Below are 26,735 nucleotides of genomic sequence, written 5' to 3' on the forward strand. Positions count from 1 at the left end.
GAGTATGAGTAAGCAAGCAGTGATCGTGGATTGTATCCGCACGCCAATGGGCCGCTCAAAAGAAGGTGTGTTTCGCCATACTCGTGCAGAAACACTGTCCGCACATTTGATGCAATCACTAATTCAACGTAACCCACAAATCCCGGTTACAGAAATCGAAGATATCTATTGGGGATGTGTTCAACAAACGCTAGAACAAGGAATGAATATTGCGCGCAATGCCGCTGTTTTAGCCGGACTGCCATTTGAAATAGGCGCAGTCACGGTCAATCGCCTGTGTGGTTCATCAATGCAGGCTCTGCATGATGCCGCAAGATCTGTTGCTGTCGGGGACGCAGATATTTGTCTCATCGGTGGGGTCGAACATATGGGCCATGTCCCGATGACACATGGGATTGATATGCATCCCGGCCTTAGTAAACATGCGGCGAAAGCTGCCGGGATGATGGGTTTGACCGCGGAAATGTTGGCCAAACAAAACCACATCAGTCGAGAGGCCCAAGATCAATTTGCTTTACGCTCTCATCAAAGAGCGGCACAAGCAACCGAGAAAAAGTTATTTCAACGGGAAATCGTGCCAACGCAAGGCCACGATGAACAAGGCGCACTGATTGCGCTGCAAGAGGACGAAGTCATTCGTCGTGATGCATCGCTCGATTCTCTTGCATCGCTCAAGCCTGTTTTCGACCCAGCGAACGGAACCGTGACCGCCGGAAGTTCTTCTGCCTTATCAGACGGAGCATCAGCCATGGTTGTCATGACAGAAGAGAAAGCACAGCAACTCGGATTACCAATTCGCGCAAAGATTCGGGCAATGGCTGTCGCAGGATGTGAACCTTCAGTGATGGGAATTGGCCCCGTCCCTGCAACCCGAAAAGCACTGAACAGAGCCGGATTATCTCTGCACGATATTGACGTCATCGAACTGAATGAAGCTTTTGCAGCTCAGGCTCTTTCTTGTATCCGGCACTTTGAACTGACGGATAGCTTTGACGATAAAGTGAATTTATGGGGCGGTGCGATTGCATTGGGTCACCCGCTGGGATGTTCAGGTGCCAGAATATCGACAACACTACTACATGTAATGGAACATCAGGATGCCCAGTTTGGGCTGGCAACTATGTGTATCGGGATGGGCCAGGGAATCGCGACTATTTTTGAACGCGTCCGCTAATCAGATTGCTCCCCAAACGAAAAAGGCTCCTTTCGGGAGCCTTTTCTTTTATTCATACCTAGTGAGCACTGATTTCTAACTATGGTTGGTTTCTAACTATGATTAGTTCCTAACCCGTATCTCTTGTGAATTAGGATTTGTTTTTCACAGGTCTTTGCCAACCTTCAACCCGGCGCTCTTTCGCTCGGGTAATCACTAACTCTCCCTGAGCCACATTTCGGGTTAATGTTGTCCCTGCCCCAATCGTTGCACCATCTTCAACTGTGACCGGTGCCACCAGCTGACAGTCAGACCCGACAAACACATCGTCACCAATCACTGTTTTATGTTTATTGGCACCATCATAATTACAAGTAATCACACCCGCACCAACGTTTACGCGATCACCGATTTCAGCATCACCCAGATAAGTGAGATGATTGGCTTTCGAACCCTGGCCTAAACGTGCATTTTTAACTTCGACAAAATTACCGACATGCGCATCATCTTTTAACTCAGCGCCCGGTCTCAACCGAGTAAACGGACCGACAGTACACATTTCTCCGACCGTCGCCCCTTCAATAACACTGTACGGACGAATGATTGTGTTGTCATCAATCTCACAGTCCTTCAACACCGAGCCCGCGCCAATAATTACATTATTGCCCAGAGAGACACTGCCTTCGATAACAACATTGACATCAATTTCGACATCATAACCGCATTGTAACTGTCCCCGGAGATCAAACCGGGCCGGATCCCGAAGCATAACCCCTTGCGCTAAGAGTTTATTCGCCAGCGAATGCTGATAAGCTCTTTCCAACCGAGAAAGCTGAACACGATCATTCACACCTTCTACTTCCATTGAATCCATCGGGTGAACGGCCTGAATCGCTCTTCCTTCCGCATGGGCTGCCGCAATAACATCCGTTAAATAATATTCACCTTGCGCATTATTATTCTCTAATCCAGACAACCAGCGTTTTAGATCTTTTCCTGAAGCGACCAATACACCGGTATTCACTTCCTGGATCGCCAGTTCTGCTTCTGAGGCATCTTTCTGCTCGACAATGGCAGTCACAGCATCATTTTGACGGATAATTCGTCCATATCCTGTAGGATTGTCTAATACGACGGTTAATAATGCTATCCCACCTTGTGGCTGTGAAGAGAGCAAATTGCCGATCGTCTCTTCCGAAATCAACGGCACATCACCATACAAAACAATGATCTGCTCATCATCCTGAAAATAAGGAGCCGCCTGATCGACTGCATGTCCTGTCCCCAATTGCTGCGATTGCAGTACCCAATTGACGGATTCAGTCGAAAGTTGTTGTTGCATCAACTCACCACCGTGACCATAAACAAGGTGGATTTGCTGGGCACCAATCCCCTGACATGTATCAATCACATGTTTTACCATCGGTTTGCCTGCCAACGTATGGAGAACCTTGGGTAACTGAGAATACATCCGGGTTCCTTTTCCCGCGGCCAAAATCACGGCACTGAATTTCATGGACTACCTTTATTTTTAATCGGAAAGAGACTTCTGATTTTATATGGGAAATCCCCAATAGTTAAATCATCAGCAATAATTTTTGAAGGGAAACAAAAAAGGCGACCGCAGGTCGCCTTTTTGAACGTCATAAATGGTTTAACGACGTTTTTTAACCAGCTCGATTACTCGTAGCTTAGCAATGGCTTTAGCCAGTTCACTGGCCGCCTGCGCGAAGTCCATACCGCCTTGCTGATTCTGAATTTTCTCTTCAGCGCGACGTTTGGCTTCTTCCGCCTTTGCTGCGTCTAGATCTTCACCACGAATGGCTGTATCAGCCAGTACCGTAGAGGTACTTGCCTGAACTTCCACTATACCACCAGAAACATAAATGATTTCTTCGTGGCCGTGCTGCTTCACAATACGCACCATACCAGGCTTTATAGCGGTCAGAAGCGGTGCGTGACCATGGTAAATACCAAGTTCACCTTCGCTACCGGTCACCTGAAATGTTTCAACCATGCCAGAGAAAATTTTCTTCTCAGCACTGACAACATCCAGATGAAAGGGTATTGATGCCATATCGCCTCCTAGTCAGCCTTATAGCTTCTTCGCATTCTCAACAGCGTCATCAATTGCACCGCAGTACATAAACGCTTGTTCAGGAACGTCATCATATTCACCGGAAAGGAGACCTTTGAAACCACGTAGGGTTTCTTTCAGAGGGACGTAAATCCCTGGGTCACCAGTAAATACTTCAGCAACGTGGTAAGGCTGAGTCAGGAAACGCTCGATCTTACGCGCACGAGCAACAACCAGCTTATCATCTTCAGAAAGCTCATCCATACCCAGAATCGCAATGATATCTTTCAACTCTTTATAGCGTTGAAGTGTTGACTGAACACCACGAGCAATGTCGTAATGTTCTTGACCAACAACGAGTGGATCAAGCTGACGAGACGTTGAATCTAGCGGGTCAATCGCTGGATACAAACCCATTGCCGCGATGTTACGGTTCAATACAACCGTCGCATCCAAGTGAGCAAATGTTGTCGCCGGAGATGGGTCAGTCAAGTCATCCGCAGGTACATATACCGCCTGTACAGACGTGATAGAACCTGTTTTGGTTGACGTGATACGTTCTTGTAGCACACCCATTTCTTCTGCCAGTGTCGGCTGATAACCTACCGCGGAAGGCATCCGACCCAATAGGGCTGAAACTTCTGTTCCCGCCAATGTATAACGGTAAATGTTATCGATAAACAGAAGTACATCACGACCTTCGTCACGGAACTTCTCGGCCATTGTCAAACCAGTCAGGGCAACACGCAGACGGTTACCTGGTGGTTCATTCATCTGACCATAAACCATCGCTACCTTAGATTCTTCAGGGTTTTCGATGTTTACAACACCAGCTTCCTGCATCTCGAAGTAGAAATCGTTCCCTTCACGAGTACGCTCACCAACCCCTGCGAATACTGACAAACCTGAGTGTTGCAGTGCGATGTTATTGATCAGCTCCATCATGTTGACGGTCTTACCAACACCAGCACCACCAAACAGACCGATTTTACCCCCTTTTGCAAACGGGCAAATCAAGTCAATAACCTTAACACCTGTTTCTAAAAGCTCAGTCGAATTTGACTGTTCTTCGTAGCTTGGCGCTTCACGGTGAATTGAGTACGTTACTTCTGCACCGATATCACCACGTTCGTCAATCGCATCACCTAAAACGTTCATGATACGACCTAACGTTTTAGTACCGACAGGTACTGAGATTGGAGCGCCAGTATTTTCTACTGTCATTCCACGACGTAAACCATCCGAGCTACCCATAACGATGGCACGAATCACGCCACCGCCTAGTTGTTGTTGTACTTCAAGAACCAAACGCTCTTTAGCATCGACAACATTCAGAGCATCGTAAACACTAGGTACATCACTCTGTGGGAACTCTACGTCGACTACTGCACCAATGATCTGTACGATCTTACCTGTAGCCATCGTTAATCCTCTAAACTATTTATTTGACCTTCACTTAAACCGCAGCTGCGCCGCCCACGATTTCCGACAGTTCTTGTGTAATCGCAGCTTGACGCGCTTTGTTATACACAAGTTCCAGATCTTCAATCAGGTTACCCGCATTATCAGTTGCAGCTTTCATAGCAACCATTCGAGCCGCTTGCTCACAAGCAAGATTCTCCACTACCCCTTGATAAACCTGAGACTCTATATAACGTTGCAACAACATATCAAGTAGAGGTTTTGGTTCAGGTTCATAGAGGTAATCCCATGAATGCTCACGCTTTACTTCTTTACTGTCTGATTTAGGCAAAGGTAGCAATTGATCGATCGTTGGTTCTTGCACCATGGTGTTCACAAAACGGTTAAACACGACATAGAGGCGATCCAACTCACCTTCATCATATTTTTTCAGCATCACATTAACAGAGCCGATCAAATCTTCCAGAGATGGAGCATCTCCTAATCCAGAAGTCTGAGCAGCAACTTTTGCGCCGCTGTTATTGAAAAATGCTGTCGCTTTTGAACCGATCACGGCCAACTCAACGTCAACATTCTTCTCTGACCAGGATGTCATATCCAGTAGGGCTTTTTTGAACAAGTTAATGTTCAAACCACCACATAATCCACGATCAGTAGAAATGATGATATAACCAACACGTTTGGCTTCACGCTCTTCCAGATACGGATGACGATATTCCAGATTTGCGTTTGCCACATGACCGATCACTTTACGCATTGTTTCCGCGTATGGACGGGAAGACTCCATTGCATCTTGACTACGACGCATTTTAGAAGCCGCTACCATTTCCATCGCTTTCGTAATCTTCTGGGTGCTTTTCACACTCCCGATTTTACTACGTATCTCTTTTGCGCCGGCCATCGTCACTCTCCATTAGTTGGTGGCAATCAAGCCACCGACTTTGATTACCAAGTTTGAGTTGCTTTAAACTCATCGACCAGCTTCTTCAGCTGTGCTTCGATGTCATCGTTATAAGCACCTGTCTTGTTGATCTCAGCTGCTAAATCAGCATATTGATTACGAGCGAACGACAGTAATGAGGCTTCAAAATCAAGGAGTCGATTTAACTCGATATCTCCAAGATAACCACGTTCCGCAGCAAAGATAACCAGTGCCTGTTCAAAAACGGACATTGGTGAGTATTGCTTCTGTTTCATCAGTTCAGTAACTTTCTGACCATGATCCAGCTGTTTCTTCGTCGTATCATCCAGATCAGAAGAGAACTGAGCAAACGCAGCCAACTCACGATACTGTGCAAGCGCGGTACGAATACCACCAGAGAGTTTCTTGATAATTTTCGTCTGAGCAGAACCACCCACACGAGATACCGAGATACCTGGGTCAACAGCAGGACGAACCCCTGCGTTAAACAATTCTGTCTGCAGGAAGATCTGACCATCTGTAATCGAGATTACGTTTGTCGGTACGAATGCAGAAACGTCACCAGCTTGAGTTTCGATGATAGGCAATGCAGTTAAAGAACCCGTTTTACCTTTCACTTCACCATTGGTGAATTTTTCTACATATCCTTCACTGACACGTGATGCACGCTCAAGTAAACGAGAGTGTAAATAGAATACATCCCCAGGGAATGCTTCACGGCCTGGTGGGCGCTTCAGTAGTAGAGAAATCTGACGATAAGCAACGGCTTGCTTTGACAGATCATCATAAACAATCAGTGCATCTTCACCACGATCACGGAAGTATTCACCCATTGCACATCCAGCATAAGGCGCCAGATATTGCAGTGCTGCAGATTCAGAAGCAGAAGCGACAACAACGACTGTATTCGATAATGCGCCATGCTCTTCAAGCTTGCGCACAACGTTTGCAATCGTGGAAGCTTTCTGTCCAATCGCAACATAAATAGAATAAATACCAGAATCTTTCTGGTTGATAATCGAGTCAATCGCCATCGCTGTTTTACCAGTCTGACGGTCACCGATAATCAACTCACGCTGACCACGACCGATCGGAATCATTGAGTCAACAGATTTGTAACCCGTTTGAACAGGCTGATCAACCGACTTACGCTCGATAACCCCAGGTGCAATCACTTCTACAGGAGAAGTTAATTTTGCTTCAATTGGACCTTTACCATCAATCGGCTCACCCAGCGTGTTGACCACACGACCAAGCATTTCAGGGCCAACTGGTACTTCAAGAATCCGACCTGTACCTGTAACTTTAGTGCCTTCCTTAAGGTCAGCATACGGGCCCATTACAACCGCACCAACCGAGTCACGCTCAAGGTTGAGTGCTAAGGCATAACGGCCACCCGGTAATTCGATCATTTCACCTTGCATCACGTCCTTCAGGCCGTGGATGCGGATAATACCATCGCTTACCGAGACGATAGTACCTTCATTGCGAGCTTCACTAACAACATTGAATTGTTCAATACGCTGTTTAATTAGATCGCTAATTTCCGTGGAATTAAGTTGCATTCTCCAATCCCCATCAAGACTGTAATACATCGCTCAGACGGCTCAAACGGCCATGTACTGAGTTATCGATGATTAAGTCTCCGGCTCGAATAATTACCCCACCGAGTAGGGCCTCATCTATACTGCAATTCAGCTGAACTTTGCGCTCGAGGCGCTGCTCCAGTTTGCTGCTGATCTCTGCTTTTTGTTCTGCGGAAAGCTCCGTTGCCGAAACAACTTCAACTTCCACCTGTTTTTCATGCTCTTTTTTCAACACAAAAAACAGTTCACAAACATCAGGGAGCGCTCTTAAGCGCCCATTTTCAGCCATCACCCGAATCAGGTTCTGACCGTATTCATCAAACTGTTCACCACAAATCGCAACAAAAATGTCTGCCAACTTACCGGCAGCCATAGAACTACTCAGTAGTTCATGGATCTGTTCGTTCTTCGTGATTTCAGCAGCAAAAGTAAGCATCTCACCCCATTCGTTGAGTTGCCCCTTTTCTACCGCAAAGTCAAATGCTGCTTTAGCATAGGGGCGTGCTATTGTTGTCAAATCAGACATTTGCGCCCCCCTAATTAAAGTTTCGCAGTAATGCTATCGAGAATATCTTTATGCGCATCTTTATCAATAGAACGCTCAAGAATCTTCTCAGCTCCAGCCACAGCAAGCGTAGCAACCTGTTTACGTAAGTCATCTCTGGCACGAATACGCAAAGACTCAATTTCAGCTTCAGCCTGAGCAATCAAATGATTACGCTCAACAAGGGCTTCATCTCTCGCTTCATCAAGAATTTGTGATTTCCGTTTATTCGCCTGTTCAATGACTTCAGCCGCTGCTTGCTTGGCTTCTTTGATACGTTCAGAAGCATTCGCTTTAGCTAGATCGAGGTCTTTTTCAGCGCGTTCAGCAGCCGATAGACCGTCAGCAATCTTTTTCTGACGTTCTTCAATTGCTGCCATCAATGGTGGCCATACATATTTCATGCAAAACCAAACAAAGATAGCGAAGGCAATAGCCTGACCTAGCAGAGTTGCGTTTATATTCACCGCAGACTCCTTCTATGTTTGCAAATAATTAAAAACACCAGCCAATTCTATAGACACAAACCTACTGTGCTAACTTAGCCGGCAACCGCAAACATGACGTACAAACCTAGACCGACAGAGATCATAGGAATCGCGTCCACAAGACCCATCACGATAAAGAACTGAGTACGGATTAGTGGAATAAGATCTGGCTGGCGAGCAGCACCTTCAAGATACTTACCACCCAACATACCGATGCCAATTGCTGCACCAATCGCTGCCAAGCCCATCATGATTGCCGCTGCAAGATACAGCAGATCCATGTTCAAGTTTTCCATTATTGACTCCAAGTTTTATACTAATTGAGTTTCTGATTGATTAAGTTGAATTAGTGATCTTCAGAAGCTTGAGATAGATAAACTATCGTCAATACCATGAAGATAAATGCTTGTAATGTGATGATCAGTATATGGAAAATAGCCCAAGGCACTGATAACACCCACTGTGACCACCATGGTAACAATCCGGCAATCAATATAAAGATCAATTCACCCGCATACATGTTACCGAACAAACGAAGACCCAGTGATACCGGCTTCGAAATCAAAGTCACCCCTTCCAAAATCAAATTGATTGGAATGAATGCCCAATGATTGAATGGCTGCAGTGTTAGCTCTTTTGCAAACCCGATTGGCCCTTTAATTTTGAAGCTGTAGTACAGAATCAAAATAAAGACACCTAACGCCATCGATAGCGTAATATTGACATCGGCAGAAGGAACGACACGAAGATAGTGGATTCCAACTAAGCTTGCTGCATGAGGAAGAAAATCTACCGGGATCAAGTCCATTAAGTTCATCAGGAACACCCATCCGAAAATGGTTATCGCCAATGGAGCAATTAACGCACTTTTTCCGCTGAATACATCTCTGACAGTCCCGTCTACGAATTCAACGAGCATCTCGATGAAACATTGTAGTTTTCCGGGTACACCACTTGTCGCATTTTTTCCGACTCGAAAAAACAGCCAAAGCATGCCAGCCCCCAAAAGGACAGAGATAACCATTGAGTCTATATTCAGACTCCAAAAGCCATCGCCTGAACTTAAAAAGGTCAGGTGGTGAGAGATATATTCTTGAGAGGTTAGAGTGGTTTCACCTGAACCAGACATTGAATATCCTATCTATTCACGGTTGATTGAAAAAAATGACGTTACGAACTGCACCACACTAGCCAGACAATAAAACACAATAAGAGCCCCGGCATTTATGTCAATTTCCCTAAAAATAAACACTAAAACGCCAGCGGTCATCATTAATTTGTATAGATTGCCCATATATGCACGACCAACATCCAGACCCGCATTGTCTTCGCGGCTCAACTTTCTATGCATATATAAATTTGCCAATAGTGAAGGTACGATGTACGTAAGTCCCCCAAGAAAAGCGGAAAGACCACTTTTCTCATCCAGCACATAGCCGACAATGGTAGCTAATACTATGAAAAAGGCTAACTGCCACAAAAATGACAGAATAAACCATTTATTTAACATAAGTTACCACCCGTTAACTATAGGCCGATTATACATCCGCCTTTACCTTTTACAATAAAGTCGGACCTACAATTCCTCTAGATACATCACAAAAACCCATAAAATGTAAATCAATGATTGCAAAAATAATCATCTCTGTTCTATGGATTATGACTCTAGTTTTGCAGTCAATGATTGCAATATTTCTTCCAAAGCTTGGCTGTCAGCAACACTGATGGTGATTTTCCCCTGCCCTTTATCAGAAAGGTTCACAGAAACTTTAGCCTGCAGCATTTCACTCAATCTATCAGATAAATTCAATGCCTGATTCGTTACAATAGGTTTCTGTATTTCAGGTTTCGGTGACAGTGTTTTTTTGACCAGTTGCTCAGTCTGACGAACGGTTAACTGCTTTTTCGCGACTTGGCTGGCAATCTCAGCCTGAGCCTCACCCTCTAGCATCAACAGCGCTCGCGCATGACCCATTTCTATTTTTTTCTCAGCAACCAATGATTTAACAACCTCATCGAGCTGATTCAGACGCAATAAATTTGTCACTGTCGTTCGGGATTTACCAATCGCATCCGCAACTTGCTGATGGGTCAGTTTGAACTCGTCTTGTAACCGTTCCAGTGCTTGAGCTTCTTCAATTGCGTTCAGATCTTCCCGCTGAATATTCTCAATCAGCGCCATGGCAATTGCTGCACGATCTTCCACATGTTTGACTAAGCAAGGGACTTGCTTGAGACCTGCGTGTCTGGCAGCTCGCCACCGCCGTTCTCCGGCAATAATTTCATAATTTCCGTTATCAATCGGCCGCACTACGATTGGTTGGATAATTCCCTGCGCCTGAATCGAAGCCGATAGCTCTTCCAAGGTTTCAGGAGAGACATCTTTCCGGGGTTGATATACACCGGGTCTCAGGTGGGTAATAGAAATTTCTGCCAATTCGCCGTCAGATGACATCGTTTGGCTCTGGGTCGCCACTTGTTGCTTTTCTCTTGCCATAGAACTTGTCGAAAGCAACGCATCCAAGCCCTTTCCTAAACCACGTTTAGACATGTAAGCGGATTCCTTTTTGGTTATGCAATGACTTCATCTCGGCGCAACATCTCTCCGGCTAATGCAAGGTAAGCCTTGGCACCAACAGAATATTTATCGTAATACATTGCTGGTTTACCATGACTTGGCGCTTCGGCAAGACGAACATTACGTGGGATAACGGTACGATACACTTTATCACCAAAGTGCTGTTTTAATTGATCGGATACCTCATTGGAGAGTCGATTACGAGGATCGTACATCGTTCTCAGTAACCCTTCGATTTTCAGATTACTATTCACGACAGCTGCCAACTTACTAATGGTATCCATCAGGGCCGTTAATCCCTCAAGCGCGAAATACTCACATTGCATTGGTACTAAAACAGAATCCGCAGCAGCCATCGCATTGATTGTAAGGAGGTTAAGAGAGGGAGGACAATCAATAAAGATGAAATCATAGTTATCACGAACCGAAGAGAGTACGTTTTTCAGCCGGACTTCACGGGCAAAAACTTCCATCAGTTTTATTTCCGCAGCAGTCACATCACCATTTGCAGCAATCAAATGATAACGGCCAGTTGTCTTTTGACAGACCACTTCCTGAAACGGCACTTCCTCAACTAATAAATCGTAAGCGGTATAATCGATCTGATACTTATCAATACCGCTTGCCATTGTTGCGTTGCCTTGCGGGTCAAGATCAATCACTAATACCTTACGTTTCGTTGCCGCCATCGAGGCGGCAAGATTGACACAAGTCGTTGTTTTACCAACACCACCTTTTTGGTTGGCGATTGCTACTATTTTTCCCACGGCATGCCTCGTTGTCTATTCCTTGCGCGATAAGATTACAAGATGACGCTCACCTTCGAGTTCAGGAACGGCTAAAGATTGGATATCCGTCACAAAACACCATTCAGGAAGCGAATCTATCTCATCATGCGGTAATTGTCCTTTCAATGCCAAAAAAACACCTCCATCCGCTTTGGGGAGATGATGACACCAATTTACCATATCTACCATGGAAGCAAATGCTCTGCTGAGCACACCATCAAATTTATCTTCTGGTTGGAAATCTTCAACTCGGCTTTGAACCGGTGTCACGTTATGAATATTCAATTCATAAATCACCTGTTTAATAAACCGAATCCGTTTTCCTAAACTATCCAGCAGAGTAAAACACTTATCAGGGTTCATAATCGCAAGTGGAATACCGGGCAAACCAGGCCCAGTTCCGACATCGATAAAGTGATTACCGGGTAAGTAAGGACTTACAACGATACTATCCATGATATGTTTCACCAACATGTCTTCCGGATCACGAACCGACGTCAAATTATAAGCTTTATTCCACTTATCCAAGCGCTCGACATATCCGAGCAAAAGCGTCATCTGATGTTCACTTACCGTGAGATCTGTCTGTGCAATCAACTGCGTCAGACGTGCTGCCAGCGTCCCCATGTTATGCCGCCTCTCCCTTCTTAAGCATGCCATTTTTCTTGAGATACACCAGCAAAATAGAAATCGCTGCCGGCGTAACCCCCGAAATACGTGATGCGATACCAACCGTCTCCGGTTTTGCCGCATTCAGTTTTAGCACCACTTCATTCGATAACCCTTTGACAAGGCTATAGTCGAGATCAATCGGTAGTTTGGTATTTTCATGACGCAGTGATTTTTCGATTTCATCTTTCTGCCGCTGAATATACCCCTCATACTTGACCTGAATTTCAACCTGCTCAGCGGCCTGATGATCATCTAATGCCGGGGAATACTGCGGTAAGCTTGTCAGTAAATCATAGGTCATTTCTGGGCGACGTAATAAATCTTCGCCGCTGGCTTCTCTGGAAATCGGTGTTTTGAGCATCTCATTCAGAGATTCAACCCCCGTAGATTCAGGGTTGACCCAGATATCCTTCAAGCGCTGACGCTCAAGAGCCATATTTTCGATTTTTTGGTTGAAACGAGCCCAACGTTCATCATCAACCAGACCAAGTTCGCGACCTTTTTCAGTCAAACGCAAGTCAGCATTATCTTCTCGGAGTAACAAACGATATTCAGCGCGTGAGGTAAACATTCGGTAAGGTTCACTGGTACCGAGTGTTGATAGATCATCGATCAGTACGCCCATGTAGGCTTGATCACGACGCGGACTCCAGCCTTCTTTCTCTTGAACATACAAACTCGCATTCAAACCTGCCATCAAACCTTGTGCAGCCGCTTCTTCGTAACCCGTTGTCCCGTTGATCTGCCCGGCAAAAAATAGCCCTTGAATAAATTTAGTTTCATAAGTCTGTTTTAAATCACGCGGGTCAAAGAAATCATACTCAATGGCATATCCCGGACGAACAATATGTGCATTTTCAAAACCTTGCATCGAACGCACGATCTGCACCTGAACATCAAACGGCAAGCTGGTGGAGATCCCGTTTGGATATAATTCGGTTGTTGTTAAGCCTTCCGGTTCAATAAAGATCTGATGACTATTTTTGTCAGCAAACCGCATCACTTTATCTTCGATTGACGGGCAGTAACGTGGACCAATACCTTCAATAACTCCCGCATACATCGGGCTACGGTCAAGGTTATTGCGGATCACATCGTGAGTTTTTTCATTGGTATAAGAAATGTAGCAAGGAATTTGATGCGGATGCTGATCACGACGACCTAAAAACGAAAAGATCGGGGTTGGATCATCACCATGCTGTACCGCTAACTGCGAAAAATCGACAGTACGGGCATCGATCCGGGGTGGTGTTCCTGTTTTTAAACGATCAACCCGAAATGGTAATTCACGTAAACGCTGAGCCAGTGCGATCGATGGTGGATCACCTGCGCGGCCACCAGAATAGTTTTCCATCCCGATATGGATCTTTCCACCTAGGAATGTTCCGACAGTGAGTACTACCGCTTTCGCGTGGAATTTGAGCCCCATTTGGGTTACAACGCCGATCACGCGATCCTGCTCGACGATCAGATCATCGGCTGCTTGCTGGAACAACATCAGATTCGGGGTATTTTCTAATGCGTGGCGTACATACGCTTTGTATAACGCTCGATCTGCCTGAGCTCTTGTTGCTCGAACAGCTGGGCCTTTTGAAGCGTTCAGTGTTCTGAACTGAATACCTGCATGATCGATCGCTTGAGCCATAAGCCCACCTAAAGCATCAACCTCTTTAACCAGATGACCCTTCCCGATCCCACCAATGGCTGGATTGCATGACATCTGTCCTAACGTGTCAATATTATGTGTTAGGAGTAATGTTTTTTGTCCTGTGCGTGCAGATGAGAGAGCGGCTTCCGTTCCAGCGTGACCGCCACCAACCACAATGACGTCAAAATTTTCGTGATAAAGCATGAACCGACCTCAGATATTCAGATCTGTGTAAGAAATAAAAGAGCCGCATTCTACCTTTTTTATCGGCGTTAGAAAATTGATTTTGTGCTTTTACACATGATCCTTGAACCCTATAAATATATAAGATCTTTATATAGATCTTTTTATTAGATCTACTATTAAGGAAGCGGATCTTTGTGGATAACGCCAAAATGATCAACATGATCATCAGCTTTAGGACGATCACTTACTGTGATCAAGCATTGATCAGATCGAGGATTAGCTGGGATCAAAAATGGCACTTATACACAACCCCTCGGGGAGTGCTAAGTTATTATTGGGATAACTATAGCTTCTTCACTGGATCTTTCTGTATTTATCCACAGATGATTTGAACCTAAAAATGGCAAGGAGTGAGTGATCAACGTTTCAATCCGAAAGTGCTGCTTATGCCGTTGATCTGAATATATGGGTTCTCCTGCTCCCTTTTGGGGGAAGATCTCAATGGGATTTCACGCCAGGCGAAATATTCTTGTTTCATATCCATCGATGAATAAATGATTATTTAAATGAATAAAATCAATTGGTTATTTAAATTTAAGACATGGTGTTCATTACGATAGCATAAAGAGGATTGTCAGTAATTTTAACGCAATTGGTTGTGATTTATTGTGTGGACAAGCTTGGGAGTCATTTTACAGGGCAGCTTTACTACCCTGTGGGTAACTACTTATACACCGTTGGCTTTATGTATGGTTTATTTTATGTGCTACTGAATTATGCATTGAACTGTTCAATATGCTGGGTGAGCCACTCCCCGGCGGCATCTTCCGGAACTGGATGCTCAATAATATCAATCGTACAACAGTCAGTCAGAGGCGTCGCCCCGATATCAAGCATCAGTTCGTAAGCATGTTTTCCTGCGGCGCAGAATGTGTCATAGCTGGAATCGCCAATCGCGATGACAGCAAATGATAATTGGTCTGTTCTGGGCGGTGTATCCTGAAGTGCCCGAATAAACGGCTGAATATTATCAGGATATTCCCCGGCACCGTGTGTTGATGTAATGATCAGCCAGATGCCTTCTGCCGGGATATCCGCTAAATCCGGCTGGTTATGAATCTCGGTTTCATGTCCTTGCTGTTGGAGTAATTCATCAAGATGATCACCGACATATTCAGCGCCGCCCAGCGTACTTCCCGTAATGATATGGATCATATTCATCCTCTTCACAATGGCATTCACCAATGGAATGCTTTGATTAATTTAGATAAAACGTATTGACACCAAAATCTCATCAGAAACATGTGTCGAGATACAAATTGTCAGCATAAGAGTAATCAAACCGAAGCGGGAAAGGAAGAAGCAAACTGTATATAGTGTGGATAGGATGAGACTAACCCGTGTATGAAGGTGATCATCGAGCATGATCATCACTTGTATACTAATGTGGGTTTGGTGTGGGTAACAATCAATGATCACTTTGCCCAGGTTTGTTCGATCAATATCATGATCCGTTTGTCTGTATATGTGCTTATCGGAGCGAATATCGTCGCTTTGACTTGCCCCTCATGGGCGCCAAAACCGTGAAGTCACTCGTAAGATTCGGTAACAAACCAGTTATGAAAGAATGGTTTGCTTCGATTCAATTCGGATTTTTTGTTGCTGTGACTCGTGGTCAAGGCAGGTGTCATTTAGTCTGCACGGGTGCCGGTGATTTCCGGCGTCGGGATTCGAACCCCGCATTCAAGCTTAAGGAGTATAGACGTCCGTCTTTACGGACTTTACTATACACAGTCTTACCATATCTGAATTATGGTGGACTGGATGAGGCTGGCTTCGGTCAGGCCGTTTCCTTGAGTGCGGCAGTTCGAACCCGTTCAGTTCACCACCTCCCGAGATTCGAACCTCTATCAGTGGTGAAGTTATTCATGAACTCGAGGAAAAGCATATGTCCGATTTGAATCAATTTACACTCTATCTGCCGCTGGTTGCCCGTGGTTATCTGATCGATCTGCTTGGCTTGTGTACCGATGCTCAGACCAATCAACATGAGCTGCGCGAAGTGCTGTTGTATCTCAATAATCTGATTACCTATGATGAAATGCAGTTGCAGCAAGAGGACTAATATCGGTGGGCAAGTCAAAGGAGAGCGAAGCTCTCCTTTATTAGATGTAAGGATGAAGATCTGATTTTACTGTGGCTGCTAAATCAAAAGTAAACAGCATCAGAAAAGATTATTGACAATCAACTGATTTGTATGTGTAAAATTCTGGTACAAAATCATTTTGCAATTAATCTCATAAAGAAGTTATAGACAGCATTCCTGTTAGTCATCATATTTCATTATTTACATAATGGTGGGTATGAGCAGATGGCACATATAGCATATATGACGGTTAATGGTGAGAAGCAAGGGATGATTTCCAGTGGTTGTAACACCAAAGATTCAATGGGAAATAAATATCAGGAAACTCATACTGATGAAATTACCATCTTGGCTTGTGAACAAAATATGTTTAAAGATCAGGGCCAACACGGGAAGACACATCATCCGATTCAAATTATCAAAAATATTGATAAATCCAGCCCCCTACTATCGACGGCATTTGCTAAACAAGAATATTTGGATTGTGTGATTGACTTCTTCAGAACCAATGAGCAGGGATATAACGAAAAATTTTATTCTATTGAATTGAAAAAAGCAGTGATTACAGGGATCAGTTTTAAACTTCCTCATACTGTTATTGATCATAAAGAAGAGATGAATGAAGTCCTTGAATTAAGCTATAAAGAAATTATCTGGCGGCATAATGTAAGCGGAACCATGGGGTATGATAACTGGGATCAAGGCGGTTGGCTGGAATAAACCGTTTTGCACCTGTTCTTTTTATGGAGCAGATGCAAAATATATGGCTTGTGAAGGTATGATCAGTGATTGGCTTCGGCTGAGCAGGTTTCTTCTGAATCATAGCCAAGATAGTAATACCCTTGCCAGACACTGTTTCCCTGAAGTTTCATCGAGTATTGAATTCCTTCGCTGGTTGTACAGTAATGGTAGCTATACTTTTGGGGCTCAGGAATATGAATCAGTCCGATTGCCAGGCCAATATCACTCTCTGAACTGACCTGATAAAAACTATAGCCGTTGTCGATATTTATTTGTTTTCTGTCTTCTGTGAGCGCATAACAGTTGTCAGCCGATGTGGCCTTATTGGTGACATGGCCTTGGGTTATTTGATTGCTGTTTTCCAGATGAACGACAGTGACTTCAACAGGTAATTTCAGTTTTGAATTTTTGATCGCCAGACATTTACCATGCATCCAGCCAATATCACGAAAACCAGAGTGATGATTGCTTTCTGGTATTGCATGGCAGGATGTGAGTAACAAAACAGTGCTGAAGCGTAATAATTGTTTCATTTTATCTTCCATTATATGACCAGTGTGGTGCGTCACTTTTCAACTTTTTAACACCATAAGATGCTCCAACAGTGTGCAATACCGTATTATCATTGACATTTTTCATATAAGTCACTTTAACACCAGTACCATCGTTTTTCTTGATCGTGATTGTACCACTCCATGTAATGGTCATATCGATAGCTTTTCCAGCAATATGATTACTTGTCAGTGAAGGTGGATAAATACTTCTGGGAGGAACGGCTAACCCAAACCCTTTGACCATTTCCAGAGCGCCGGCCTTACTTTTTGCCAGATCGTTATGATCCCATTGAATATCAACCCCAGACATTTTTTTAGCTTCTGATGGCTTGCATTTCCCCTGTGATATTTTCCACGACCAGTGAAACAGATAGGCTCGTTTGGCGCTTCTTTTGGTCGTTGATACTTTCACGGTTGCACCAGCATCGGTTAATGCTTTGATAAAAGCTTTGGCGTTGGCTTTGAATCCAGCTTCAAGATCCTCAACACTCTGGCTATTCTTTGCATGTGAATTTGCCCATGTTACCCAATACCGACCGCTTTTCATTTGGTTGTTGTCCTCAAAATGATGTGGTTGTTGATTTTTTGCTTTATACGATTTTCGTGGTGTTGTTTATTTGGAGAAAACCTATAAGGTCAGGCTTGAAGGGATGACACCATAGATGCCCCACTGACTTGGAAAGGGATTATTTTAAATTTATCACTTAGTTAATTATACATTCAGTTTCATTTTCTTTTTATGATGAGATATTGTGCCGGAGAATGATCTGATTTTATTGAATAGATAGTTTTTAATAGTTTGTAATGGGACTTTTTGACTGGGTATGAAGCAAAGGTATGTAAAAGGGAGTAAAACCGATTCATAAACAAAATTCCAAAATGACCATAATTGGCTTGATTTGTTTTGAAGGGTTTCACTCGTTTCTCTGATTAAAAAGCGACTTTACTTCCCGATACAGAAACTTGAAAAGATTCGTCCGAGTAAATCATCGGAACTGAATTCACCGGTGATCTCGTTGAGGTACTGTTGGGTGATGCGCAGTTCTTCAGCGAGAATCTCTCCGGCCATGTAGCCTTCAAGTTGCTGTTGGCCAATGGCTAGGTGTTCGGCGGCTTTGTCCAAAGCATCTAAGTGGCGGCGGCGGGCCATAAAGCTGCCTTCCTGACTACCGGTGAATCCCATGCAGTCTTTGAGGTGGCTTCTCAGTGCCTCGACCCCGTCACCGGTTTTGGCCGAGAGCCGGATCAGCGTGGGGACATTGACGTGACAGATCCCCATTTCTTCATTGGTTTGATCGGCTTTATTGCGGATCACGGTCATGCCGATATTGTCCGGGAGACGATCAACGAAATCCGGCCAGATTTCTTTCGGATCGGTGGCATCGGTTGTGGTGCCATCGACCATAAACAGAACGCGATCGGCTTGTTTGATTTCATCCCAGGCACGCTCAATCCCGATGCGTTCGACTTCGTCAGAAGCTTCCCGCAGCCCTGCGGTATCGATAATGTGCAGCGGCATACCATCAATGTGGATGTGCTCTCTCAGAACGTCGCGGGTGGTTCCGGCGATGTCGGTGACAATCGCGGACTCTTTGCCGGAGAGTGCATTGAGCAGGCTCGATTTGCCCGCATTCGGCCGACCGGCGATGACGACTTTCATCCCTTCACGCATGATTGCGCCTTGGCTGGCTTCGCGCCGAACTTTGTCCAGATTATCAATAATTGTTTGCAGATCACCGGCAACTTTACCGTCAGCCAGAAAGTCGATCTCTTCTTCGGGGAAGTCGATTGCCGCTTCGACATAGATCCGCAGATGAATCAGTGACTCAACCAAGGTATGAATGCGGGTTGAGAATTGCCCTTGCAGGGATTGCAGTGCTGATTTGGCTGCCTGTTCGGAACTGGCATCGATCAAATCAGCAATCGCTTCGGCCTGTGCTAAATCCAGTTTGTCATTGAGAAATGCCCGCTCTGAAAACTCACCGGGACGTGCGGCCCGAACTCCGGGAAGAGTCAGAATCCGTCGGATCAGCATATCCATCACGACGGGGCCACCGTGTCCTTGTAACTCAAGAACGTCTTCACCGGTAAACGAATGCGGGTTGGGGAAAAACAGGGCGATGCCTTGATCCAATTGGGTGCCGTCTTCATCCTGAAAAGGCAGATATTCTGCATATCGGGCGCGGAGTTTTTTCCCCGTTACGGCTTTGGCAACCTCAGTTGCTTTCGGGCCGGATACACGAATGATGCCGACACCACCACGGCCTGTCGGTGTTGCTTGTGCAACGATTGTATCTGTAGTCATAGTGATTTTGTCTGTTCAGTCAAAAAAGGCAGTATCCATCATGGATTGTCATGATGGATAGTATGATGGGCATTGTAATCAGCCGCTAATAAAAAGGCGACCCTTTGGCCGCCTCTTTTCACATTGCTCAGGTTTCTACTTCTTCGAGTGTAAACCTTTCTTCTCCAGCGCTTTGTAGATCACCATTTGCTGGATCAGGGTTACGATGTTTGATACCAACCAGTACAACACCAGACCTGATGGGAAGAACAGGAAGAAGACCGTAAATGCGACTGGCATAAATGTCATAATCTTCTGTTGCATCGGATCGGTAACGGTTGTCGGGCTCATCTTCTGCAACATGAACATACTTGCACCCATCAACAGTGGCAGGATGTAGTACGGGTCTTGTGCAGACAAATCGTGGATCCAACCAAAGAACGGCTGGTGGCGGAGCTCAACAGATTCCATCAGTGCCCAGTAGAGCGAGATGAAAATTGGCATTTGCAGAATAATTGGGAAACAGCCACCCAGTGGGTTCACTTTTTCTTCTTTATATAGCGCCATCATTTCCTGGCTCATGCGTTGGCGATCATCGCCAATGCGTTCACGCATGGCTTGCAACTTCGGTTGCAGCATGCGCATTTTTGCCATGGAAGTGTACTGAGCTTTGGTCAGTGGGTACATGACACCACGGACGATAAAGGTCAGACAGATAATTGCGATACCCCAGTTTGAGACGATACCCTGAATAAAGGAAAGCAGGCTATGCAGTGGTTTGGCGATAAACCATAACCAGCCATAATCGACCACGAGATCTAAATTTGGTGCTGTTGCTGCCATTTGGTCTTGTAATTTCGGGCCAACCCATAAGGTTGCATCGAAGTCTGTACTTTCGCCTGTTGCGATTGTCCGGTTTGGCTCTCTAATTCCGATATCACCAAGATTACGATTGGTCATCACCCGCGAAAAGAGTTTGGTATCCGGAGCCTGACGTGGAATCCATGCCGCTGCAAAATAGTGCTGGATCATCGCTGCCCAGCCTTGACCATTATTCAATGTTTCATTGAGGGCATGATCTTTCATGTCACTGAAGCTGAATTTTTTGTAGCGGGTATCTTCTGTCGAATAAGCACCACCATGGTACGTTGACATGGCAAAGCTACTACCGGATGCTTCCAGAGTCTGACGAAGATGCGCATACATGCCGACAGTCGCATTTTGACCCGATTGGTTATTGACGTTGAAATCAACATCAATCGCATAGCTGTTACGTCTTAGGATAAATGTTTTCGTGTAGGTGATGCCGTTCGCCTGATAAGACAATGGGACGCGAATTTCATCTTGACCATCTGCCAGTTGATAATGACTTTGGGTAACTTGATAAGTCGGGCGACCGTCTCTTTTATCGATGCCTTGCGGGCCAATCAGACCACTCTGAGCGATAAACTGAAAATTACTGTTCTTTTTCAGCAGCGCGAAAGGCTGATCAGAATTCAATTCTTTGGAGTATTGATTCAGTTCAGCAGAAATGACGTCACCGCCCACTGTATTGATGGAAAGCGTGAGAACGTCCGTTTTCACGGTCACTATCTTTCCTGCAACATCCTGAGTTGATACGGGTTCAAACTCATCAGAATCTGAGCTTTGAGGAGCAGCAGGAACTGAACTACTTGATTGTGTCTGCTCAACCGCAGTTGGTGCAGGATTCTGTGCTACTTGCCATTTCTGGAACAGTAAGAAAGAAACCAGCGCCAAAGCGATTAACAGGATATTACGTTGAGAATCCATCGTTATTTATCTCTGTCTTGTCTTGGGTTAGGTGGAACGGGGTCATAGCCCCCTTCATTCAGAGGGTGGCATTTTAATAGACGTTTGCCTGATAACCAACATCCTTTTACAAAACCGTGAGCTTTCAATGCTTCTATCGCATATCGAGAGCAGGTCGGTGTAAATCGGCAACGTGGTCCTAACAGAGGGCTAATGAACCATCTGTATAGATAAATCAGTCCGATGACTAACCACGATAAGGGCGAGACAGGCGTTGCCATAGTTTATCAAACAGCCTTGTTATTTCGTCATTGCTGAGTTCCTGAGCGCTTTTTTTCGCAATCACGACAAAGTCTTTGTGCGGTAATTCGTGCTGCTTCAGGCGAAAACTTTCTCGGGCAAGCCGTTTAAAACGATTGCGCCCAACGGCAGTTTTAATCTGTTTTTTCGGAACGGCTAATCCCAGTCTTGGATGGGATAAAGCGTTTTTACGGGCAATGATGGTAAAATGAGGAGAGCCAGCACTACGAGCTTGCTGGAATACATATCGGTAGTGTTCGGGAGTTAACAAACGTAACTCCCGACGAAAAGCGTACTTGTTCAAAATAATTCAGATATTATTTTGACAGGCGTGCACGGCCTTTCGCACGACGTGCGTTAATTACTTTACGACCGTTCTTAGTTGCCATACGAGCACGGAAACCGTGAGTACGTTTGCGCTTCAGAACTGTAGGTTGAAAAGTGCGTTTCATTGTTTTTACCTTACTGATCAGTAGTTTCTAGGTTCTTGTTAAACCCGGCGTTGGGCTCTATTTGCCTCTTTTTCAAGAGAGTAAAATCCGACGCCTTGCAACAAAGAGGCGGAATTGTAATCACTGCCACCGATGGTGTCAATAATTGGGGAAACGAAGCGTCTGAATCTCTGGCTTATAAACTGCTTTTATCTCGGTTTTGCTAACCGCTAATCAAAGCAAATCGGCACGATACTGCGCTTCATTTCAATTTAGTCGGGCGATTATACGTTGTACGGATAAAATCTCAAGGATCCTTATTCGATCCCGACTTGATTTAAGAATTTTTTCAAGCGGATATCCTGTGGATTATCGAATATATCCTGTGGAGATCCTTGTTCAACAATGTTGCCTTCAGCCATAAAGATCACGCGATCCGCGACTTCTTTGGCAAATTGCATCTCATGGGTGACCACCAGCATGGTTTGATGAACTCGGGCCAGTTTTTTCATTAAGCTCAGTACTTCGCCCACCCACTCTGGATCGAGCGCCGATGTCGGTTCATCGAATAGCAGGAGTTCCGGCTCCTGAGCCATTGCCCGGCCAATGCCTACGCGCTGTTGCTGACCACCGGAAAGTGATGCCGGATACTGTTCGCTTTTATCCCCAAGTCCGATGTCATTGAGAATTTGCTGAGCACGCTCATACGCTTGATCTTTTTTCCAGCCCCGGACGGTGATCAATCCTTCTGCGATGTTCTGTTTTGCTGTCAGGTGCGCAAAGAGTGCATAGTTTTGAAATACAAATCCGGTTTTACGTCTGAGTGCCAGTACATCATTTTTATTCGGATTGGTACTATCGACGCTCACATCACCGATGGTAATTGAGCCTTGGTCGGCACTCTCCAGAAAATTCACGCAGCGCAGTAGCGTTGATTTTCCGGTGCCGCTCGATCCGATAATGACAATGATTTCGCCTTGATTGATTTCAAGATCAATCCCTTTGAGAACTTCACTCTCTCCGAAACGTTTATGAATATTGGTTAACTTGATCATCTCATATACGCCTTATTGAGTTTGTGTTCTGCCCAGCTTTGTACTCGGGTCAGGATAATGGTGATTCCCCAGTAAATGAAAGAGACGGCGAGGAAAGCTTCAAAATAATGAAAGCTGGAAGAGGCTTCCATTTGTGCTTTCGCCATAATTTCAGCAACCCCGAGCGTGAATGCCAGTGAGGTTGATTTGATCATATCGATGAAATAGTTCATCAGTGAAGGTAAAGCGATCCGTGTGGCTTGTGGCAGGATAATACGACGCATCGATTGAGTGGTTGTCATACCGATAGATAAGCTCGCTTCCATCTGGCTTCTGTCCACGCCAATAATTGCAGCACGAATGGTTTCCGCCATATAAGCCGCAAAATGGAGCGCTAAACCGAGAATCGCGGCACTATAAGCATCCATTCCGGTCATGATCGGGAAAACTTGTGGTAATCCATAATAAAAGAGGAACAACTGGACGAGCAGCGGTGTGCCCCGAAAATAGCTAATATAAAGTTGGCAAATCTGATCGAGTACTGGGATACGGAAGACCCGGATATTCGCAATGATGACCGATAAAATGATGGAAAGTATCATGCCCCAACAGGCTAACTCTATTGTAATGCCGAGATACTTAAGCAGGATTGGCATCAGCTCCAGCATATATTGAAAATCAAAACCCATAATGTGTGTCTTCTTTTTTTATCAGGGAATCAGCAACTGACAGCGGTCAGTGATTCCTGAATGTTGGTGTTAATGCATTTGTGTGTTTAAAAAGAAACCCACTGTGCTGGTTCAGACAGTGGGTTTATATAGTGTCATGATTCATCAGGAATCATGCCGATGGTTCATTATCTTTTTGTAATGTCTGTATTGAACCATTTTTCTGAAATCTGGCTCAGTGTTCCGTCAGCACGCATATCTGCGAGAGCTTTGTTGACTTCACCCTGAAGCTTCTTACCTCTTTTATTATTGAGGAAAGGCCAGGCATTCTCAATAGTTTCGAATGGTTTTCCTGCCAATTGAAGTGGTAAGCCTGATTTTTGAATCACTTCCAGAATAGAAAGACGATCCATAACAAAAGCATCGATTCGACCCAGAGCAACATCTTGTTCAAAGCTTGAGTCATAAGTTTTGATGTTGATTTGATGATCTGCATCGTGCTCACGTAACAGTTGTTCAAAGTTAGAACCTAAGTTAACGGCAACGGTTTTACCTTTCAGGTCATCCAGGCTGTGAATGGTATTATTACCTTTACGTACAGCGATTTGAGCACCATCAATCACGTATGGGTCTGAGAAAAGATATTTTTGTTTGCGGGCATCAGTGATGGTGATCTGGTTTGAGATCGTATCGACTCGCCCTGTTTCTAACAGACCAAACAGACCCGAGAAGCTTGCGGTTACAAATTTCACTTGATAGTCATTGCGTTTGCCTATTTCTTTCCATAGATCAACTTCAAATCCTTGTAGTTCATCTTTTTTAACAAACGTGAACGGGAAGTAGCGGCCAGACATGCCGACTTTTACCTCTGTTGCTGCATGGACATTGATAGTTGTCAATGTGAGAGCCGCAATTGCAGCAATAAACCATTTTTTCATGTTGAGCTCCAAAATCTTTCGGGCGCTTATTTTAATGACATATAGCACAACAAAAGAAATAACCATAAGTTATGGTTCATAACCTATAATAAAAATATGAATATCCATTCATATTGTTTATCTCTTGTAATGATCTCTATCAGGACCGAGAACCGCTATATTTTACAAAATGTGATTATACGCATTTGGGGATAACTTTGTAAGATCGACGTTTTTGTGCATGAACATGTGGGTAAAGTAGGGACATTTGGGGTGGATCCAAGAATAAATTGGCCAAAAAGTGTGAATAACTTGGATCTAGTTTACAGGATTGACGATCAATCACTGGCGATCTTGAAGATCAACAGGTAGAATTGCCAATCTTTATCGATCATCTAATCGGAGTGAGGGAACAGTGTCATCTTCTCTTTGGTTGCAATGTTTGCAACAGCTTCAGGAAGAGCTTCCTGCGACAGAATTCAGTATGTGGGTTCGACCGCTGCAAGCCGAGCTCAATGACAATACTCTCACTTTATTCGCCCCCAACCGTTTTGTGCTTGATTGGGTTCGAGATAAGTATCTCAATAGCATCAATCGCCTTCTCAACGAGTATTGTGGGAGTGATATTCCAAGTTTACGCTTCGAAATTGGCAATCGTCCGGTTGCTGAGCAGAAACGCACGCCGGTACGTACGCCGGCTGATGTTGCTGCCGAGTCGTCAGCGCCTGCCCGACTGCAAGCCAGAAAACCCATCCATAAAACTTGGGATGATGAGTCGGCACCGATCGAGATTAACTATCGGTCGAATATGAACCCGAAGCATAAGTTCAATAACTTTGTCGAAGGTAAATCGAACCAGCTTGGTCTCGCAGCAGCAAAACAAGTATCCGATAATCCGGGAGCAGCCTACAATCCTCTCTTCTTATACGGTGGTACCGGTTTAGGTAAAACGCACCTGTTACATGCAGTTGGCAATGCGATCGTTGATCATAACCCACAAGCAAAAGTGGTTTATATGCATTCTGAGCGGTTTGTGCAGGATATGGTAAAAGCACTGCAAAATAATGCGATAGAAGAATTCAAACGCTACTACCGTAGCGTCGATGCGCTTTTGATCGATGATATTCAGTTTTTTGCCAACAAAGAGCGTTCTCAAGAGGAATTTTTCCACACCTTCAATGCATTGCTGGAAGGGAATCAACAAATCATTCTGACATCCGATCGTTATCCGAAAGAAATTCACGGTGTAGAAGATCGTCTTAAATCCCGGTTTGGCTGGGGCTTGACGGTCGCGATTGAACCCCCTGAATTGGAAACGCGAGTCGCCATTTTGATGAAGAAAGCGGAAGACCACCAGATTCATCTGGCTGATGAAGTGGCTTTCTTTATTGCCAAACGACTGCGCTCGAATGTCCGTGAGCTTGAAGGCGCACTTAATCGTGTCATTGCTAATGCTAACTTTACCGGTCGGCCGATTACAATTGACTTTGTCCGTGAAGCGTTGCGTGATTTATTGGCTTTACAGGAAAAATTGGTCACGATTGATAATATCCAGAAAACTGTGGCTGAGTATTATAAAATCAAAGTTGCAGATTTACTGTCGAAGCGTCGTTCACGTTCGGTTGCCCGGCCTCGTCAATTAGCGATGGCATTGGCAAAGGAGCTAACTAACCATAGCTTGCCAGAAATTGGTGATGCATTTGGCGGACGCGATCATACGACGGTTCTTCATGCTTGTCGTAAGATCGAGCAGTTAAGAGAAGAAAGCCATGATATTAAGGAAGATTATTCCAATCTAATTCGGACGCTCTCTTCCTGATATCTGG

Annotated in this window: 29 protein-coding genes; 4 read left to right on the forward strand and 25 right to left on the reverse strand. The window is 44.7% G+C overall.

What is annotated here, in order from left to right:
• The first annotated feature begins 4 nt into the window (after positions 1–4).
• Positions 5–1,174 (forward strand): acetyl-CoA C-acyltransferase FadA, encoded by a 1,170-nt coding sequence (gene fadA, locus BSQ33_RS08685; RefSeq protein WP_021021398.1) that lies wholly within the window; start codon positions 5–7, stop codon positions 1,172–1,174.
• A 130-nt stretch (positions 1,175–1,304) separates the two neighbouring features.
• Here fadA and glmU read toward each other — a convergent pair whose 3' ends face one another.
• The 15 genes from glmU to mioC form a co-directional block, all read right to left on the reverse strand.
• Positions 1,305–2,669 carry a bifunctional UDP-N-acetylglucosamine diphosphorylase/glucosamine-1-phosphate N-acetyltransferase GlmU gene (gene glmU, locus BSQ33_RS08690; RefSeq protein WP_088133866.1) on the reverse strand — a complete coding sequence of 455 codons (1,365 nt, stop codon included), beginning with the start codon at positions 2,667–2,669 and terminating at the stop codon, positions 1,305–1,307.
• Between the two features lie 138 nt (positions 2,670–2,807).
• Positions 2,808–3,230: a F0F1 ATP synthase subunit epsilon gene (locus tag BSQ33_RS08695; RefSeq protein ID WP_021021400.1), complete on the reverse strand. Its 423-nt coding sequence runs from the start codon at positions 3,228–3,230 to the stop codon at positions 2,808–2,810.
• Positions 3,231–3,248: 18 nt separating this feature from the next.
• A complete protein-coding gene (gene atpD / locus BSQ33_RS08700) occupies positions 3,249–4,652 on the reverse strand; it encodes a F0F1 ATP synthase subunit beta (protein WP_021021401.1) in 1,404 nt (467 codons plus the stop codon).
• A 34-nt stretch (positions 4,653–4,686) separates the two neighbouring features.
• Complete coding sequence (gene atpG, locus BSQ33_RS08705) at positions 4,687–5,553, reverse strand: F0F1 ATP synthase subunit gamma (RefSeq protein ID WP_021021402.1); 867 nt, start codon at positions 5,551–5,553, stop codon at positions 4,687–4,689.
• Between the two features lie 44 nt (positions 5,554–5,597).
• Complete coding sequence (gene atpA, locus BSQ33_RS08710) at positions 5,598–7,139, reverse strand: F0F1 ATP synthase subunit alpha (RefSeq protein ID WP_027694350.1); 1,542 nt, start codon at positions 7,137–7,139, stop codon at positions 5,598–5,600.
• A 13-nt stretch (positions 7,140–7,152) separates the two neighbouring features.
• On the reverse strand, positions 7,153–7,686 hold the full coding sequence (atpH, locus tag BSQ33_RS08715; RefSeq protein ID WP_021021404.1) for a F0F1 ATP synthase subunit delta: 534 nt from the start codon (positions 7,684–7,686) through the stop codon (positions 7,153–7,155).
• 14 nt (positions 7,687–7,700) lie between these two features.
• Entirely contained in the window at positions 7,701–8,171 is a 471-nt protein-coding gene (gene atpF, locus BSQ33_RS08720; RefSeq protein ID WP_021021405.1) for a F0F1 ATP synthase subunit B, read from the reverse strand.
• A 74-nt stretch (positions 8,172–8,245) separates the two neighbouring features.
• Entirely contained in the window at positions 8,246–8,488 is a 243-nt protein-coding gene (atpE, locus tag BSQ33_RS08725) for a F0F1 ATP synthase subunit C (protein WP_021021406.1), read from the reverse strand.
• A gap of 50 nt (positions 8,489–8,538) precedes the next feature.
• Positions 8,539–9,321 (reverse strand): F0F1 ATP synthase subunit A, encoded by a 783-nt coding sequence (gene atpB, locus BSQ33_RS08730; RefSeq protein WP_021021407.1) that lies wholly within the window; start codon positions 9,319–9,321, stop codon positions 8,539–8,541.
• Between the two features lie 12 nt (positions 9,322–9,333).
• Positions 9,334–9,702, reverse strand: a complete 369-nt coding sequence (locus BSQ33_RS08735) for an ATP synthase subunit I (protein ID WP_021021408.1) — start codon at positions 9,700–9,702, stop codon at positions 9,334–9,336.
• A gap of 147 nt (positions 9,703–9,849) precedes the next feature.
• Positions 9,850–10,743 carry a ParB/RepB/Spo0J family partition protein gene (locus BSQ33_RS08740; RefSeq protein WP_021021409.1) on the reverse strand — a complete coding sequence of 298 codons (894 nt, stop codon included), beginning with the start codon at positions 10,741–10,743 and terminating at the stop codon, positions 9,850–9,852.
• A 20-nt stretch (positions 10,744–10,763) separates the two neighbouring features.
• Positions 10,764–11,537, reverse strand: a complete 774-nt coding sequence (locus tag BSQ33_RS08745; RefSeq protein ID WP_021021410.1) for a ParA family protein — start codon at positions 11,535–11,537, stop codon at positions 10,764–10,766.
• 15 nt (positions 11,538–11,552) lie between these two features.
• Positions 11,553–12,185 carry a 16S rRNA (guanine(527)-N(7))-methyltransferase RsmG gene (gene rsmG / locus BSQ33_RS08750; RefSeq protein WP_021021411.1) on the reverse strand — a complete coding sequence of 211 codons (633 nt, stop codon included), beginning with the start codon at positions 12,183–12,185 and terminating at the stop codon, positions 11,553–11,555.
• Position 12,186: 1 nt separating this feature from the next.
• Positions 12,187–14,082 carry a tRNA uridine-5-carboxymethylaminomethyl(34) synthesis enzyme MnmG gene (mnmG, locus tag BSQ33_RS08755; RefSeq protein ID WP_088133867.1) on the reverse strand — a complete coding sequence of 632 codons (1,896 nt, stop codon included), beginning with the start codon at positions 14,080–14,082 and terminating at the stop codon, positions 12,187–12,189.
• A 756-nt stretch (positions 14,083–14,838) separates the two neighbouring features.
• Positions 14,839–15,279: an FMN-binding protein MioC gene (mioC, locus tag BSQ33_RS08760; RefSeq protein ID WP_021021413.1), complete on the reverse strand. Its 441-nt coding sequence runs from the start codon at positions 15,277–15,279 to the stop codon at positions 14,839–14,841.
• A gap of 733 nt (positions 15,280–16,012) precedes the next feature.
• Here mioC and BSQ33_RS21555 point away from each other — a divergent pair.
• Entirely contained in the window at positions 16,013–16,189 is a 177-nt protein-coding gene (locus BSQ33_RS21555; protein WP_157721372.1) for a hypothetical protein, read from the forward strand.
• 291 nt (positions 16,190–16,480) lie between these two features.
• Complete coding sequence (gene tssD, locus BSQ33_RS08770; RefSeq protein WP_232471915.1) at positions 16,481–16,930, forward strand: type VI secretion system tube protein TssD; 450 nt, start codon at positions 16,481–16,483, stop codon at positions 16,928–16,930.
• A gap of 62 nt (positions 16,931–16,992) precedes the next feature.
• Here the strand turns inward: tssD and BSQ33_RS08775 are convergent, their stop codons facing one another.
• The 10 genes from BSQ33_RS08775 to BSQ33_RS08820 all read right to left on the reverse strand — a co-directional run bounded on the left by BSQ33_RS08775 (position 16,993) and on the right by BSQ33_RS08820 (position 24,930).
• Entirely contained in the window at positions 16,993–17,484 is a 492-nt protein-coding gene (locus BSQ33_RS08775) for a hypothetical protein (RefSeq protein ID WP_088133870.1), read from the reverse strand.
• 1 nt (position 17,485) lies between these two features.
• Positions 17,486–18,052 carry a hypothetical protein gene (locus tag BSQ33_RS08780; RefSeq protein ID WP_088133871.1) on the reverse strand — a complete coding sequence of 189 codons (567 nt, stop codon included), beginning with the start codon at positions 18,050–18,052 and terminating at the stop codon, positions 17,486–17,488.
• Positions 18,053–18,448: 396 nt separating this feature from the next.
• Positions 18,449–19,810, reverse strand: coding sequence for a tRNA uridine-5-carboxymethylaminomethyl(34) synthesis GTPase MnmE (gene mnmE / locus BSQ33_RS08785; RefSeq protein ID WP_088133872.1), 1,362 nt, complete (start codon positions 19,808–19,810; stop codon positions 18,449–18,451).
• Positions 19,811–19,945: 135 nt separating this feature from the next.
• A complete protein-coding gene (gene yidC, locus BSQ33_RS08790) occupies positions 19,946–21,580 on the reverse strand; it encodes a membrane protein insertase YidC (protein ID WP_021021425.1) in 1,635 nt (544 codons plus the stop codon).
• A 2-nt stretch (positions 21,581–21,582) separates the two neighbouring features.
• Positions 21,583–21,840 carry a membrane protein insertion efficiency factor YidD gene (gene yidD, locus BSQ33_RS08795; RefSeq protein WP_085049914.1) on the reverse strand — a complete coding sequence of 86 codons (258 nt, stop codon included), beginning with the start codon at positions 21,838–21,840 and terminating at the stop codon, positions 21,583–21,585.
• Complete coding sequence (rnpA, locus tag BSQ33_RS08800) at positions 21,807–22,163, reverse strand: ribonuclease P protein component (protein ID WP_021021652.1); 357 nt, start codon at positions 22,161–22,163, stop codon at positions 21,807–21,809. Before rnpA ends, yidD begins: the two co-directional genes overlap by 34 nt.
• Before the next feature lie 13 nt (positions 22,164–22,176).
• A complete protein-coding gene (rpmH, locus tag BSQ33_RS08805; protein WP_005378825.1) occupies positions 22,177–22,311 on the reverse strand; it encodes a 50S ribosomal protein L34 in 135 nt (44 codons plus the stop codon).
• Positions 22,312–22,607: 296 nt separating this feature from the next.
• On the reverse strand, positions 22,608–23,345 hold the full coding sequence (locus BSQ33_RS08810) for an amino acid ABC transporter ATP-binding protein (protein ID WP_021021427.1): 738 nt from the start codon (positions 23,343–23,345) through the stop codon (positions 22,608–22,610).
• Complete coding sequence (locus BSQ33_RS08815; RefSeq protein ID WP_021021428.1) at positions 23,342–24,013, reverse strand: amino acid ABC transporter permease; 672 nt, start codon at positions 24,011–24,013, stop codon at positions 23,342–23,344. The genes BSQ33_RS08810 and BSQ33_RS08815 overlap by 4 nt, the downstream gene beginning before the upstream one ends.
• A 167-nt stretch (positions 24,014–24,180) precedes the next feature.
• Positions 24,181–24,930 (reverse strand): amino acid ABC transporter substrate-binding protein, encoded by a 750-nt coding sequence (locus BSQ33_RS08820; RefSeq protein ID WP_027694352.1) that lies wholly within the window; start codon positions 24,928–24,930, stop codon positions 24,181–24,183.
• 394 nt (positions 24,931–25,324) lie between these two features.
• On the opposite strand from BSQ33_RS08820, the gene dnaA reads away from it, so the two are divergent.
• A complete protein-coding gene (dnaA, locus tag BSQ33_RS08825) occupies positions 25,325–26,728 on the forward strand; it encodes a chromosomal replication initiator protein DnaA (RefSeq protein WP_021021430.1) in 1,404 nt (467 codons plus the stop codon).
• Positions 26,729–26,735: the final 7 nt, after the last annotated feature.

It is taken from the genome of Vibrio gazogenes (assembly GCF_002196515.1).
GTDB lineage: Bacteria > Pseudomonadota > Gammaproteobacteria > Enterobacterales > Vibrionaceae > Vibrio > Vibrio gazogenes_A.